This window comes from Flavobacterium tructae (assembly GCF_001853485.1).
In the GTDB taxonomy this organism is placed as follows: Bacteria; Bacteroidota; Bacteroidia; order Flavobacteriales; family Flavobacteriaceae; genus Flavobacterium; species Flavobacterium tructae.
This window is the reverse complement of the sequence record NZ_MIKE01000022.1, coordinates 105,023-119,535: the sequence shown is the minus strand read 5'-3', so window position 1 is coordinate 119,535 and position 14,513 is coordinate 105,023. Positions and strand designations below refer to the sequence as shown.

Below are 14,513 nucleotides of genomic sequence, written 5' to 3'. Positions count from 1 at the left end.
AAAGCTTTGCGAATCTTTGCGTAACCCTTCGCGAACGTTGCGGTTAAATTCATTTCGGAATTAAAAATCCAATACTCCAAAAAGGCATTTATTAGAAAATCGAAGTGCTATATCTGTCTTTTCCGGATTTTCAATGATCAGTAAATCATAAGGTTTTAAATCGTACGGCTTCTCATTAATTTGAACAACGGTTGTATCTAAAGAAAAGAAAAGTACAATTTGAGCATTACAATTTTGATTAGCAGCTGTTATTTTCAGTTGGTGCTGGGATATTTTTTCAGAAACCATCCAATTAAAATCAATACCTTTTGTAAAAGAAGTCACGGCATCATTGGAGTTAAATTCCATGATTTCAAATTGCTCGTATACCTTTTTTTCTTGGTTTATCTCGATATCCAGGCCGTTATCAAGCATAACCAGATATCGGTGATAACCTTTAAATTGAGTAAATACCGATGGTTCCTGCTCTATGGTAGCACTGCTTATTCTGAATGCAAAATCTCTATCGGCGTAGTTTGCTGTTTTTGGATAGATCATATATTCATACGTCAATCCACCGCTCCAAACTGCGGCTTTACAATTTTCTTTGGGTAAAAGGTGTATGTGCATTTTTTATTATTGGAGGTTCAGAGGGGTAAAGGTTCAAAGGCTTTTCTGAGGTACTAAGGTCCTAAGGTGCTGAGTTGCTAAGTTTTTTTAGTTTTTACTCTCAAACCTGAAACTTGAAACTTGAAACTTGAAACTTGAAACAACTAAAACTAAATAACCTTCTCTAAGTAAATAAACTCAAGAGGTTTCTCAGAGATTGTAACATGAATCTCACTTACAGGAAAAGCTTCTCTCTCGCCAGTATCAACGTAGCCGTGACGTTTGTACCACGCAATAAGTTCTTCCCGAACGGAGATCACCGTCATAATAATACTGGATAATCCCAAAGCTTTTGCATGATTTTCAGCTTCTGCCAGCATCTTTTTCCCGATACCACTGTTTTGTAATTCTGGTGAAACGGTTAACATTCCTAAATACAGTTGGTGTCCTTTTTCGACCAATAAAACCGAACCTATAATGTGGTCCTTTTCAGTGTATTTTAGAATGGTATTTTTAGGATCCAGAAAAATTTCGGTCATTTCCTGCTCGTCAGTTCTTTTTCCTTCCAATAAATTGGCTTCGGTTGTCCAGCCTTTTTTGGAGGTTTCGCCTCTGTAGGCCGAATTGATTAAAACGGTTAACGCCGGAATGTCCTGTAAGGAAGCTTTTGTAATCATGAATTATTGTAGTTGTAATTTTTTCACGCAGATTTAACTGTTTTCTAAGACCATTATAAAATAATCTAAGTAGTCTGCTAAATCTGCGAGAGAAATTTTATTTCTATGTGTTAAATCAATTTTTATTCATTAAACCCAAGAGGTTCGATTTAGTATTTTGCAGGTTGTCCGGCTTTAGGTAAGGATTGCTTAATGAAAGTTCTGATGTCTTCGTTAGCAGCTTCCAGATCGGCTTTTCTTAGGTACATCATGTGACCGCTTCTGTAACCTTTCCATGACATTCTATCCGTTAGTTTTCCACTCGGATCCATTTGCCATAAATCGTATTTAGAATTAAAGTAATCACAGGCACCATCATAATATCCGGATTGTACCATGACATGCAAATAGGGGTTTTGAGCCATAGCTTGTCTCAGGTTTTCGCCTGTTTTATCGTTAGATCTGTCCCAAGGATGTACAGAACCAAACATATTGTATTTAAAATCTGTTTTATAGTTCAGATTGTTACGTAGGTACATATTGATGGCAGGCGTAAACGAGTGCAGCCAGGAAGTAAGTTCTGCATTAAAATCAGGACTTTCGCCTGAGTCTTTGCGGTCAATTCCTTTGTATCTCGAATCAAGTCTTCCTACCGTATAGCCCTTATCTCTTAACAATTCTTTCCAAAAATAATCATAAGGAAGGTCTAAATTGTTTTGCTGGATCACTTTCTCTGGGATACCGGAATAACGTGCTATTTTAGCACCAATTTCTTTTCTTTTTTGTTCATCCAGAGATCCTCCTTTGGTCAATGCAGGAAGAAGTTCGTTTACGGTAAAATCTTCCACTTCGGGTAACATGTCTGTTAAATCTTTGTTTTGAAGATCAGGCGGAAGCATTTTGTGGTACCAGGCAGTAGCTGCAAAATAAGGCAATTTAAGAGCAGCATCAGAAACTACACCACGTGTTATTCCTAATTCAGTTGGAGAAACCAAAATGACTCCGTTAAGATACATCCATTGGCTGTTTTGCAGTTGAAGTGCCAATCCCGAGACACGGGTAGTACCATAACTTTCACCAATTAGGTATTTAGGAGAAGCCCAACGATTGGTGCGGGTTACAAAACCATTGATCCAATCGGCCAGGTATTTAATATCGGCATTTACGCCAAAGAATTTTGTAGTAGGAATGTCTTTGCTTGTAGGTCTGGAATAAGCGGTATTGACAGGGTTTACAAAAACGATATCGGCAACATCCAGAATAGAATACGGATTTTCTTTTATTCCGTAAGGCTGTACAGGATATCCTTCATCATCAATGTTTAAGAGACTCGGTCCTGTGTAAGCAATCTGCATCCAAACCGAAGCAGAACCCGGACCACCGTTAAAGGAAATAACTAACGGACGTGAAGCCTGATCTTTTACATCAGAACGCTCATAATAGGTGTAGAACAATCCGGCAATTGCCTTTCCGTCTTCGTCCCAAACCGGCATCGTACCCGTTGTGGCTTTGTAAGGAACTTTTTGTCCTTTTATGGTAACGGAGTGATTGGTGATCACACTGGCATCCGGATTAAAAGTAAGATTAGAAGGCGAATTTTCTTCTTTTGCTGGGGCTTGGGGAGCTTTTGGTTTTGATTCCTGAGCAGATGAAATTAAGGATCCGGCTAAAAGGAATACAAGTAATGTTTTTTTCATAAAAATAGGGTGTTAATAGAAATTAATGCTCTAAACAGGTGGCTGTATTTAGAATTTTTAAAGATATAAAAATAATCATAAGTGAGGATTTTTAATCTTTAAGAGAGGGGAAGTAATTTTAGGAAGGTCTACATAGGGTAGGGATGCGCGTGATTTTTTGAACGGCCTCCCGCTCAATGTCATTTGGCTAAAGCCTATTTTCTATTTGAATACAAAACCCCCAGCTGAAGCTGAGGGCAATTGAATAGGCCTATTTTAAGGTTTGTTTTTTAGATTTTTTTGAATAGCCTCCAGCTTCAGCTGGAGGAAAAAGAAAATAGAATAGGAAATGGCTTTAGCCGAAATTTTTGTGATTTAAATTTTAGGTGTTCAGGAGCAGGATGAAATCAACAATTTTCTAACACCAACATCCAATACCTCAGGAATTTTTCTTAGAACTCCAAGATTTAAGTATAGTTGTAAATCCCCATATTTTTATAGGTTTTTATAAGTTATATATTGAATTTCAATACAAATGCATATCAAATTACAATATTTCACAATACCTTTTTATGTTATAATTTAACACCAATGAATTACTGCAACAATAATGCTCAATTTTGTGTGGTATTATGTTGCCACACTTTTCTTGTTTGGAATATTTAAATTGCTAAAGAAAATCATATAAAACTCTGAGAAGCTGTTATCATTAATTTGTAAATCTTTAATCATTATGAAAACGAAGAAAGGAAAGGAAGATTGGAGAATTGCATCAGAAATTGAACTGATTTACAAAACCAAAGTAAAAGCCTCAGAACGACCTCAGATCACTTCGTCTAAAGCAACTTACAAACTGGCTTTGCAATCGTGGAATCCGAACAAAATTGAGTTTTTAGAGCAGTTTAAAGTTCTTTTGCTCAACAAGGCCAATAGGGTATTGGGAATTTATGAAATGTCGACAGGAGGTATAACCGCAACTACGGTCGATCTTAGATTATTGTTTACGGCAGCACTCAAAGCAAAAGCAACCGCTATTATCATGTTGCACAATCATCCCTCAGGAAAAGCTCTTCCTTCTCCTGCCGATAAAGTGATGACTAAAAAGGTTAAAGATGCAGGTATTATTCTGGATATAGAAGTAGTAGATCATTTGATTATTACCCCAGAGAGTTATTATTCTTTTGCGGATAATGGTATTATGTAAACAATCAGAAAGTTCCGTGTTTAAGTATAATATTACCATTGCTATCGCTAGCGCGAGCGTCTCGCTCGTGCCCGCTTCAATTGGCTTTTGAATTTCTTTGAATTCACGAGCGGGATGCTCCCGTTAGCAGGGAGAGGTCTCTCTTTTATTCAATGTCTTAATGAGTGAGACACTTGTAACAAGTATTTAGATAACTAATAACGTTTTTATTCTAGGTTATTGTTTAATAATATGCCTAAAATTAAGCCTATTGCACCTTTTTTTCCCATACTATTTAAGAGTGTTTGCAGATCACTTGTCATCAAACCTAGCTTAGAGGCCATGCTAATATTTGCCTTACCATCTAAAAACTGCTGTAAGGAGCTTGTCATTACCCCTAATTTCATCGCTGTACCAAGATCTGCTTTACCATCCAATAGATTTCTTAAATTATGTGTTAACAAACCTGTTTTCATTGATATTGATATATCTCCCATTTTTATTTATTTAAATCTATTATTTTATTGATGACAAGATTTTCAGCATTGGTTAAATTTTCGTAATTATAGTCAAGAATTAGCTTGCCATATTTTTTTCTAAAAATTAAACTTTCACTTACTTCATCTATAATTTTAAAAATTTTAAATTTTAATTCTCTGCTTTTTAAAGAATTAATTATTTCAAAATAAATTGCTTCTTCTGTAGAAAATTTTGATTTACAAAATCCGGTAACAAATTTATTTAGTTCTAATTTATAGTTTTCTATATCTAATTGAGAAATTGTACTGAAAAAATCTTTAGATGATTTAATTGCATCATTTTTAAAAGAATTTTCAAACAAATCATAAACATTATCAATAATATCATTTTTAAGTTCTTCATCTAAAAAAGACTGACCCACAAAATGCTGAAATAATAGCATCTGATAATCATCTCCATACTCAGGAGTATTTTTAACTTGCAAATAAGCCTCTTTTAGTTTTGGAAAATGATTAGGTTCTAGATCTCTAGAAGTAAGATTATAAAATAAATTTGTAATATCCTCAGGAACAAAAATTAATCTATCAATTAAATGATTTGATTCTTCATTTCGAATTATTTTATATAGGCCACGACTATCCCTTGTTATTTTGTTACTTAGAGATTCTATATCATTTTTAATTTCTATATTCCTTGCCATCAATGTTTCGCTATCCTTAACCATAGACTTAATGCTTTTTTCTATTTTGGTGACATATATTCCTAAACCAATACTAAAAATGGCTATTATTATACTGCAAACACTTATATAATTTGATGATGCTCCAAGTTCGGTAGAAACGCCATCAAATGCTGTATCAAGCATTCCTGCTTGACTGTTTATTTGTTCGTTTTGATATTCGATTTTTTCTTCTAGATAATCAATTTTTTCCGACAAAGCCTCTAGTTTATCTTTTTCATAAATTTTTGAATTAGCTGATACTTTTAATAATGGTATAAAATTGAAAAGTATAAAAAAAGTTAATATTTTTAGTTTTAGGTTCATTGGTTTGGTTTTTAGTAATTGTTAAAAAATGCGAATTGAAAAAGATACAAATAGAACTAAAAGGGTATAAAAATACTATCCTCTAAAAAACTTAATTCCGTATAACTATTAATTTTCAATTTTTAACGAGAGCGTTGCGCTAGAGCTAGCAAGGAAAGGTAAGCTATGCAAACAATTTGCTTGCGAAAGAATCTATGTTCCTATTCTAAACTGTGGTTCTATCCAAGTACTTTCCCAATTTAATTTCTCAGAAATAGTAAAAATTTGGTGATGTTCTTTTAAATAGCTATTGATCAATTCATTCTTTCCAGTACTATCAGTCAGACAAATAGCATTTTCCAAGGAATATGTAGCATTTTGCGTTAAATTAAAAGATCCAGTCCATAATGAAACTGGCCAATAACGAAAATCTGAATTATCTTGATTTTTAGTAGTTCTACAAAAAACCAGAAATTTATTATGCATCCGCGGAAATGCTGGAGATTTTTCAGAATTATGATTTCCAACACATCTCACCCCTTCAACTGTTGGGTCACAGGCAAAACTTAAATATTCCATTGGTTCAGAAAATTGAAAACGAGCCATTTCACACGTAATCTTATTATATTTATTGTGTAAAATATTTTTCCAGGAATTTCTGTCTTTAGTCTTTAGGTCTGGTCTTAAGAAATCCTCTTTTTGAACAATGATTTGGACGTTCTTACATTTAGCAAGAGCATCTAAAATTCGATATGAAGTTAACCATGCTACACAGCCTATTATTAAATCGTCTTTATAATCAATAATTTTTTCGATTAGAAGTTCTTCTATATTTCGAAAATGTGTTTCAATAGAGTCAAGTTTAGGTGAAGTGACAGTTGTAGAGTAATTTTCTGACGGAATAACTTGTGACTTAGTCAAATCTCGGACATGATAAGCATCTGTAGGTATATTGAAGTCATTTAAGTTTTGTAGCTTTGACTTTTCTCCATCAAGTGCCTTTTTGAATTCTTCAAAATTTAATGGTTTGTTTTCCATATTGTCTAGTAATAGTTATACTCGCTTTTGTGTGTACAGAATAAAATTCAGTTTTTAACCCGAAATCAATTTGAATTAATAAAAAAATAATTTCGATTTCCTATTTTCAAATATATGTATTTTTTCTTGCCAATTTTTATGGATTTCCGTACTTGATATTTTTTATTTGCTAACTCAAAATAATTTTAGTGTAATGCAATAAAAAAACGACTGAAATAAATCTCAATCGTTTAGTATATCAAAATATAAATAGATTATCCCAAAAAACTCTTCAACTCCTCATAACTCCCAATCTTCACACTCACTTTCTCCTCATTAATAACACTCTCAATCTGAGCAGGAATAGGAAGTGTAATCCCTAATGCCGGTTCAACAACATCTAAGAATTTAATAGGGTGTGCTGTTTCTAAGAAAATACCAATGGCATTCGAGTGTTTTTTCAGTTCTTTCTTCAAACCTAGATAACCAACAGCACCATGTGGCTCCGCGATGTAACCATTTGTGTTATAAATATTTTTTAGAGCAACAAGCGTTTCTTCGTCGGTATAGCTATAAGAGGAAAAGTCTTTTTCGAACGCTTTTAAGTTATTGTTGTACAATTCCTGAATGCGGATAAAGTTGCTTGGGTTTCCAACGTCCATAGCGTTAGAGATTGTGGCTTTAGAAGGTTTCGGGTCGTATTTTCCGTTTTCTAAGAATCTTGGTACGGTATCGTTTACGTTTGTAGAGGCTACAAAATGTTCAATAGGCAAGCCTAATCTTTTTGCCATAATTCCGGCGCAGATATTCCCGAAATTACCGCTTGGACAAGAGAAAACCAATGGTTTGTTTTGGCTTTTCAACGCTTTGTAAGCAAAGAAAAAATAGAACATCTGTGGCAGCCAGCGCGCAATATTAATCGAATTGGCCGAAGTCAGGTTTTTATGTGCTAAAGTTTCATCTAAAAACGCTTTTTTAACCATATCCTGGCAATCGTCAAAAACACCGTCAACTTCCAGTGCTTTGATGTTTTGTCCTAAAGTCGTTAATTGTTTCTCCTGAATGTCGCTCACCTTTCCTGACGGATATAAAATCACCACATCGACACCGTCAACGCCTAAAAATCCGCTCGCAACGGCTCCGCCTGTATCTCCGGAAGTAGCCACAAGAACAGTGTTTTTAGCGTCTTTATTGTCTCTGTTAAAATACCCCAGACAGCGTGACATAAAACGTGCTCCAACGTCTTTAAACGCCATGGTTGGACCGTGGAATAACTCTAAAGAGTAGATTCCGTCTTCGACTTTTACTACCGGAAAATCAAAGACTAAAGTATCCGCAATGATTTCTTTTAATTTGTCTGCCGGGATTTCATCGCCAACGAATTGTTTGATCGCTTCAAAAGCAATATGTTCGTGACTTAAATTTTCAATTTCATCAAAAAAGGAGGCATCTAAAGCGGTGATATTTTCAGGGAAATATAATCCTTTATCACTCGCGAGTCCTTGTATTACGGCTTCCTTAAACGAAACCTTTGGAGCATTATGGTTTAAACTGTAGTATTTCATTGGTTTTTTTGCTTTAGGCTTTAGGCAGTAGGCTTTAAGCTTTTTGCCTTGCGTAAAAAAACGAAGCCTGTAATTATTTAAAATATTTTTATTTAATGATTTATGATATCGACAATTTATTGTTTTTGTAAATTATTTTGGTTGCTTTTATCTCCAAAATTCCCACCAACTTTTTTGCTTTTTTATATCAATTTCTGATTCGTCTTCTAATAAGTTAATAGTCACACTTCCAATTTCATCAACTTCCCAAATCGTTGCTGTTGTAATAACTATTGAATTTAAATTTAAAAAAGCCTCCATCTTTCGATTTAAATATTCATCGGTACTATCTTCACCTTTTTTGGTTCTGCTTAATGTAATAATTGATTTATCAACATTCTCAATTCGTTTCATTCTATCTGCTAATACAATTAAAGTACTTTCAGGATAGCTTGAAACAGCATTTTTCGGGATATTATAATTCTTATCAAAATGAAAATAATCTGCAACAAGAATGGAGAAAAACTGATTGTCTCTTCTATCAAAATAAAAAATTTCAGAAAGTCTGTCTTGAGGCTGACTTAAACCAATTCTCAACCAATTTTCAATTTGCTCCTCTTTTGTTATTTCATCCATGATTTATACGATTACAAAACTCTAACACCATCAGGATTAATTTTAGAAACATGAATTTCATATGGTAAATTCATTTTTTCGTAAACGTCGCTCATGGCTTTGGCGATTTGATCGGCGGTTTCTTTTCCTCTGCTTAAAGCAAAAATCGACGGGCCAGAACCTGAGATTCCGGAACCTAAAGCACCGTTTTCAAGAGCCGTTTGTTTGATTTGGTCGAAACCTGGAATTAAAACACTTCTTAAAGGCTCAACGATTTCGTCATGAAGTGATCTTCCAATCAAATCGTAATCTTTGGTGTAAAGACCCGCTATAAGTCCGCCTACATTTCCCCATTGCATGATGGCGCTTTTAAGGGAAACGTTTTGTTTCAAAACCGAACGTGCGTCAGAAGTTTTCAATTCAATTTGCGGGTGAACTACCGTTGCGTACAATTCCTCCGGACTATCAATTCTGATAATATCAAGAGGAGCATAACTTCTTACCAAAGTAAATCCGCCTAAAAGGGCAGGAGCAACGTTATCGGCATGTGCATTTCCGCTGGCCAGTTTTTCACCCTGCATGGCAAATTGCACCAAATCTTTACGAGAATATGGACGTCCCAGAAGCTCATTGATTCCAAAAACCGCTCCGGCAGAACTGGCAGCACTGCTTCCGATTCCGCTTCCGGCTTTGATATGTTTATAAATTTCGATTTCGAATCCGCAATCCACGTCAAGTGTCTCCAACATTGCTAAAGCTGCAACCCCTGAAACGTTTTTCTCCGTTTCTAAAGGCAAATCTGCTCCCTCAATTTTGGTAATTCGAACTCCTTTTTGATCTGATTTCCGAACGATCATTTCATCGCCCGCATTATCCAGGCAAAGTCCCAATACGTCAAATCCGCAGGAGAGGTTGGCGATAGTTGCCGGGCAAAATAGTTTTATTTCTTTCATTATTTAGTTGTTTCAGGTTTCAAGTTTTAAGTTTCAAGTTGCTGGAACCTGAAACTTGAAACTTGAAACAAAAAATTATATGTTTCCAATTCTAATCACATCTGCAAAAATTCCTGATGCGGTAACGGCTGCACCCGCTCCGGCGCCTTTGATCAGTAGTGGCTGATCTACGTAACGATCGGTGTAGAAAAGTACAATATTGTCTTTTCCTTCCAGGTTGTAAAAAGGATGCTCTTTCGGGATGAATTGCAAACCAACGCTCGCTTTTCCGTTTTCGAATTGCGCTACATATTTCAATCTGGAATCTTTGCTTAACGCTTCGTCATAGATTTTTGAAAAATGAGGAGCATGTTGCGTTAAAGAAGCAAAGAAATCTTCGTTGTTAGTTGTGGCAAGACATTCGGCTGGCAGGAACGATTCGTTGGCAATTGCGTCAATATCCATTTCATAACCGCTTTCGCGGATCAGGATTAGGATTTTACGGGCTACGTCGATTCCGCTTAAGTCAATTTTCGGATCCGGCTCTGTGAAACCTTGCACTCCGGCTTCTTTTACCACATCGTGAAAAGAATTGTCTTTATCGAAATTGTTGAATATGAAGTTCAGACTTCCGGATAGAACCGCCTGAATTTTATGTACTTTATCACCTGAAGCGATTAAGTTTTTCACGGTATCAATAATTGGTAATCCCGCTCCAACATTGGTTTCAAATAAAAACGGAGCATTGTACTGACGGGATAAATTCTTTAATTTTTTATAATTGTCATAGGCAGATGAACAGGCAATTTTGTTGCAGGTCACCACCGCGATACTCTGTTTTAAGAAATTTTCGTAGGTTTCAGACACGCTTGCATTTGCGGTAATATCAACAAAGATGCTGTTACGCAAGTTTAATTCCTTCGCACGAGAGATGAAAGCTTCTTTATTGGCATTTTCACCTTTGTCCAAAGCCGATTGCCAGTCTTTTAACGAAATTCCGTCCTCGTCAAAAAGCATTTTTCGGGAATTGGATAAAGCGATCACACGAACATTGATTTTCAGGTTGTCTTTTAGAAACTTCCTTTGATTGTGAATTTGTTCGATGAATTTTTCACCCACGTTTCCAACACCCATCACAAATAAATTGAGCTGTTTGGTGTTTTCCTCAAAGAAGTTTTCGTGTAAAGTATTCAATGCTTTCTTAACGTCTCTTTCATTGATTACAGTCGAAATATTACGTTCAGAAGCTCCTTGCGCAATGGCGCGTATGTTGACATTGTTTTTTCCTAAAGTACTAAACATTCTACCACTTAAACCCTGATGGTTCTTCATGTTTTCGCCCACCAAAGCGATAATGCACAGGTCTTTTTCGACAATACAAGGATCGATTTTGTTTTGAGAAATCTCTACTTCAAAAGCTCTGTTGATGGCAGCCTCGGCATTATCCGCATCCGAATTCAGAATTCCGATACAGATCGAATGCTCAGAAGAAGCCTGAGTGATAAAAATAACGTTGATTTTTTCCTGAGACAATACTTCAAACAAACGTTTTGACGAACCTGAAACTCCAATCATTCCGGGACCTTCAAGAGTTACTAATGAAATATTGTCGATATGACTGATTCCTTTTACAACGGTATCTTTTGACAAAACCTGATCTGAAATTAAGGTTCCTTCAGCTTCCGGTTCAAATGTATTTTTGATTAAAATTGGAATGTTTTTTCTTAAGACAGGCTGAATCGTTGGCGGATACAGCACTTTGGCACCAAAATGCGATAGCTCCATCGCTTCCTGATATGAGATCGTTGCAATAGGGTGGGCCTGTTTAACAATTTTAGGATTGGCGGTAAACATTCCGTTAACGTCAGTCCAGATTTCTAATTGTTCTGCTTCAAGTGCTCCGGCAACTATGGCAGCGGTATAATCAGAACCTCCACGGCCTAAGGTAGTAGCGATTCCGTCAAGAGTTTGAGAAATAAACCCTGGAAGAATACTAATTTTAGACTGATTTTCGGCAAAATATTCTCTGATCAGCTGGTTGGAAACTTCGAAATTTACAACGGCTTTTCCAAAGTTATTGTTGGTTTTAATCAGTTCGCGACTGTCTTTGTAAACCGCATTTTTATCAATTTGCTGATACGCCTGAGCAATGATGTAAGACGAAAGCAGCTCTCCAAAACTTAAAATAGTATCGGCAGTTCTGGGAGATAATTCGCCCAGTAAGAAACAGCCGTCTAATAAAGTTTCTAAATGATTGATGATTCTTTTTACATGGCTCAGTAAGCTACTTTGTTCGCTAACCGGAATCAATTCTTTTAAAGTGTCAAGGTGTTTTTTCTCGATTTCAGCAACAATTTCTCTGAAGCTTTCGTCATTAGCTGCTGCTTTTGCTGCTGCCAGTTGCAGTAAATCAGTTACTTTACTTAAGGCTGATACTACCACAACCAATTGGTCCTGCTTCGATTTTTGATTTATGATTTCGAGAACTAGTTTTATATTTTGTGCATTGGCAACCGAAGTTCCGCCAAATTTTAATACTTTCATTTTTGATGTTTTTTAATAAGGTGCAAAGATTTTTAGTAACAAAGGTTCAAAGGTTATCAACTGTGAACTGAAACTGAAAACTGCAACTATTTTTTTCTTTGTAAATGTTTTTTATGTATCCAATAACTCTCTTCTTCTTAGAAAAAAGTACTAGGTAACCTGAGTGATATGTAAAATGTATACCCCTAAGGGGTAGTAGTTGTTGTAGTTGAAATTGTAATAGCAGCGATTGCAACTCTGGTTTGAGTTGTTAGTGTAGAATGATATTTTACGCTGTTACTTTTCATTTTGGTTTTTCAAAAGTACAGTTTTTTATAAAAGTTAAAAATCTTTCCGGTCTTTTTATGAATATTTTAAAAATTCAAAATTCAGCAAATCAATATTGAGCTTTTTGTCAGAATTGTGTGTGTTAAATTGATGGATTCATATAATTATTGGAACTTATCTTTAAAAGAGATGTGCTTAATAGTCTGATTTTTAATCTTGAAAAACATCTAAAAACGTCATTAGTCTATAAAATCGGTAGGATTTAATTGCTTTTGTCGTTTTCTTGTTAAAAAATAGAGGTACCTTATTAGGATAAAAAGATGTCCTTGGTTTTGTCGGATTGCTATTGTGAAAAGAGCAAAATCGGGGAATTCGCGAGAATCATTTTTTAATTATTAGGAATAAATGTTGCTTTTTAATATTGATTTGCTGAATTTTGAAGTCTTAAAATTTAAACAGCATGAAAGAAATCCATTATATCAGCACAGAAACCCTAAGTTTAGAAGCTTTACAGGAAATTATTGTCAACCAGAAAACGCTTGAATTATCAGAAGAAGCAAAAGTAAACGTTCAAAAATGTCGTGATTATCTCGATAAAAAAATGGCTTCACATTCTGAACCTATTTACGGAATCAACACTGGTTTTGGCTCGCTTTGTAATGTGAAAATTTCAAATGAAAATTTATCTCAGCTTCAGGAGAATCTTGTAAAATCGCATGCTTGCGGAACAGGAGAAGAGGTTCCGGCTGAAATTGTAAAATTGATGCTGTTGCTTAAGATTCAATCTTTGAGTTATGGACATTCAGGGGTTCAATTGCAAACTTTAGAGCGCTTGGTGGATTTTTACAATAATGATATTCTTCCGGTAATTTATACTCAGGGATCTTTAGGGGCTTCGGGAGATTTGGCACCTTTGGCACATTTATCGTTACCTTTATTAGGTGAGGGTGAGGTTCTTTTTGAAGGAAAAAAAACAGCCGCAGCCGAAGTTTTAAAACACTTTAACTGGGAGCCAATTGTTTTACAGTCTAAAGAAGGGTTGGCTTTGTTAAACGGAACTCAGTTCATGAGTGCGTACGGAGCACATATTTTATTAAAAGCTTATAAATATTCGTATTTGGCAGATTTGATCGGAGCTATTTCATTAGAAGGTTTTGATGGAAGAATTGAGCCTTTTAACGAATTGATTCATTTTATACGTCCTCACAAAGGACAGATTGTGACGGCACAGCGCCTTACTGAATTTTTAGACGGAAGTGAGATTATTGCTCAGGAGAAAAAACACGTACAGGATCCGTATTCTTTCCGTTGCATGCCTCAGGTTCACGGTGCTTCAAAAGATGCCATTGATTACGTTAGAAAAGTATTCAAAACCGAAATTAACTCTGTTACCGACAATCCTAATATCTTCATTGAAGCAGATCAGATTATCTCAGGAGGAAATTTCCACGGACAGCCTTTAGCTTTAGCACTGGATTTTATGGCAATTGCTTTGGCAGAGTTAGGTAGTATTTCTGAAAGAAGAACGTATCAGTTAATTTCAGGATTGCGTAATCTTCCGGCATTTTTGGTGGATAATCCGGGATTGAATTCAGGATTTATGATTCCGCAATATACAGCGGCAAGCATCGCAAGTCAGAACAAACAATTGGCTACACCTTCGAGTATAGATAGTATTGTTTCAAGTAACGGACAGGAAGATCACGTGAGTATGGGAGCAAACGGAGCTACAAAAGCATTGCGTGTTATGGGCAACCTGGAGCGTATTTTAGCCATCGAATTAATGAACGCTTCACAGGCGATTGCTTACAGAGAACCTTTAAAATCAAGTGATTTTATTGAAACATTCTTAAGCAGTTACAGAGAAGTGGTGCCTTTGGTTAAAGAAGACAGAATCCTGCATTATGATATTAAAAAAACAGTTGAATTCCTTGACAGTTTTCAAATTGAAAACGATTTGTTAACAATGGCTTAACATGGCAAAATA

General features: G+C 35.5%; 12 protein-coding genes. 2 read left to right on the top strand and 10 right to left on the bottom strand.

Annotated elements, in window-relative coordinates; translation table 11 throughout:
- Positions 1 to 60: 60 nt before the first annotated feature.
- The 3 genes from BHE19_RS08305 to BHE19_RS08295 all read right to left on the bottom strand — a co-directional run bounded on the left by BHE19_RS08305 (position 61) and on the right by BHE19_RS08295 (position 2,941).
- Positions 61 to 609: a HutD family protein gene (locus tag BHE19_RS08305; RefSeq protein ID WP_070906690.1), complete on the bottom strand. Its 549-nt coding sequence runs from the start codon at positions 607 to 609 to the stop codon at positions 61 to 63.
- A gap of 149 nt (positions 610 to 758) precedes the next feature.
- Positions 759 to 1,265, bottom strand: a complete 507-nt coding sequence (locus BHE19_RS08300; RefSeq protein ID WP_070906689.1) for a GNAT family N-acetyltransferase — start codon at positions 1,263 to 1,265, stop codon at positions 759 to 761.
- A gap of 149 nt (positions 1,266 to 1,414) precedes the next feature.
- Positions 1,415 to 2,941 carry a S10 family peptidase gene (locus tag BHE19_RS08295; RefSeq protein WP_017498242.1) on the bottom strand — a complete coding sequence of 509 codons (1,527 nt, stop codon included), beginning with the start codon at positions 2,939 to 2,941 and terminating at the stop codon, positions 1,415 to 1,417.
- A 712-nt stretch (positions 2,942 to 3,653) separates the two neighbouring features.
- Here BHE19_RS08295 and BHE19_RS08290 point away from each other — a divergent pair.
- On the top strand, positions 3,654 to 4,124 hold the full coding sequence (locus tag BHE19_RS08290; protein ID WP_070906688.1) for a JAB domain-containing protein: 471 nt from the start codon (positions 3,654 to 3,656) through the stop codon (positions 4,122 to 4,124).
- A 206-nt stretch (positions 4,125 to 4,330) separates the two neighbouring features.
- Here BHE19_RS08290 and BHE19_RS08285 read toward each other — a convergent pair whose 3' ends face one another.
- The 7 genes from BHE19_RS08285 to thrA form a co-directional block, all read right to left on the bottom strand.
- Positions 4,331 to 4,600 (bottom strand): hypothetical protein, encoded by a 270-nt coding sequence (locus tag BHE19_RS08285; RefSeq protein ID WP_070906687.1) that lies wholly within the window; start codon positions 4,598 to 4,600, stop codon positions 4,331 to 4,333.
- Between the two features lie 2 nt (positions 4,601 to 4,602).
- Positions 4,603 to 5,628: a hypothetical protein gene (locus BHE19_RS08280; protein WP_070906686.1), complete on the bottom strand. Its 1,026-nt coding sequence runs from the start codon at positions 5,626 to 5,628 to the stop codon at positions 4,603 to 4,605.
- Positions 5,629 to 5,820: 192 nt separating this feature from the next.
- On the bottom strand, positions 5,821 to 6,645 hold the full coding sequence (locus tag BHE19_RS08275) for a phospholipase D-like domain-containing protein (protein ID WP_070906685.1): 825 nt from the start codon (positions 6,643 to 6,645) through the stop codon (positions 5,821 to 5,823).
- A 254-nt stretch (positions 6,646 to 6,899) separates the two neighbouring features.
- The gene (gene thrC / locus BHE19_RS08270) at positions 6,900 to 8,189 is read right to left on the bottom strand and encodes a threonine synthase (protein WP_070906684.1); all 1,290 of its coding nucleotides are present in this window, start codon (positions 8,187 to 8,189) and stop codon (positions 6,900 to 6,902) included.
- A 147-nt stretch (positions 8,190 to 8,336) separates the two neighbouring features.
- A complete protein-coding gene (locus BHE19_RS08265; protein ID WP_070906683.1) occupies positions 8,337 to 8,804 on the bottom strand; it encodes a hypothetical protein in 468 nt (155 codons plus the stop codon).
- Between the two features lie 11 nt (positions 8,805 to 8,815).
- On the bottom strand, positions 8,816 to 9,736 hold the full coding sequence (locus tag BHE19_RS08260) for a homoserine kinase (protein WP_070906682.1): 921 nt from the start codon (positions 9,734 to 9,736) through the stop codon (positions 8,816 to 8,818).
- 75 nt (positions 9,737 to 9,811) lie between these two features.
- A complete protein-coding gene (gene thrA, locus BHE19_RS08255; RefSeq protein WP_070906681.1) occupies positions 9,812 to 12,259 on the bottom strand; it encodes a bifunctional aspartate kinase/homoserine dehydrogenase I in 2,448 nt (815 codons plus the stop codon).
- 727 nt (positions 12,260 to 12,986) lie between these two features.
- Here thrA and hutH point away from each other — a divergent pair.
- A complete protein-coding gene (hutH, locus tag BHE19_RS08250) occupies positions 12,987 to 14,501 on the top strand; it encodes a histidine ammonia-lyase (protein ID WP_070906680.1) in 1,515 nt (504 codons plus the stop codon).
- Positions 14,502 to 14,513 lie beyond the last annotated feature (12 nt).

What these genes read in the sequence shown, in the direction of transcription:
- BHE19_RS08305 (WP_070906690.1), bottom strand. Translation starts at nt 609, where the DNA reads ATGCACATACACCTTTTACCCAAAGAAAATTGTAAAGCCGCAGTTTGG.
- BHE19_RS08300 (WP_070906689.1), bottom strand. Translation starts at nt 1,265, where the DNA reads ATGATTACAAAAGCTTCCTTACAGGACATTCCGGCGTTAACCGTTTTA.
- BHE19_RS08295 (WP_017498242.1), bottom strand. Translation starts at nt 2,941, where the DNA reads ATGAAAAAAACATTACTTGTATTCCTTTTAGCCGGATCCTTAATTTCA.
- BHE19_RS08290 (WP_070906688.1), top strand. Translation starts at nt 3,654, where the DNA reads ATGAAAACGAAGAAAGGAAAGGAAGATTGGAGAATTGCATCAGAAATT.
- BHE19_RS08285 (WP_070906687.1), bottom strand. Translation starts at nt 4,600, where the DNA reads ATGGGAGATATATCAATATCAATGAAAACAGGTTTGTTAACACATAAT.
- BHE19_RS08280 (WP_070906686.1), bottom strand. Translation starts at nt 5,628, where the DNA reads ATGAACCTAAAACTAAAAATATTAACTTTTTTTATACTTTTCAATTTT.
- BHE19_RS08275 (WP_070906685.1), bottom strand. Translation starts at nt 6,645, where the DNA reads ATGGAAAACAAACCATTAAATTTTGAAGAATTCAAAAAGGCACTTGAT.
- thrC (WP_070906684.1), bottom strand. Translation starts at nt 8,189, where the DNA reads ATGAAATACTACAGTTTAAACCATAATGCTCCAAAGGTTTCGTTTAAG.
- BHE19_RS08265 (WP_070906683.1), bottom strand. Translation starts at nt 8,804, where the DNA reads ATGGATGAAATAACAAAAGAGGAGCAAATTGAAAATTGGTTGAGAATT.
- BHE19_RS08260 (WP_070906682.1), bottom strand. Translation starts at nt 9,736, where the DNA reads ATGAAAGAAATAAAACTATTTTGCCCGGCAACTATCGCCAACCTCTCC.
- thrA (WP_070906681.1), bottom strand. Translation starts at nt 12,259, where the DNA reads ATGAAAGTATTAAAATTTGGCGGAACTTCGGTTGCCAATGCACAAAAT.
- hutH (WP_070906680.1), top strand. Translation starts at nt 12,987, where the DNA reads ATGAAAGAAATCCATTATATCAGCACAGAAACCCTAAGTTTAGAAGCT.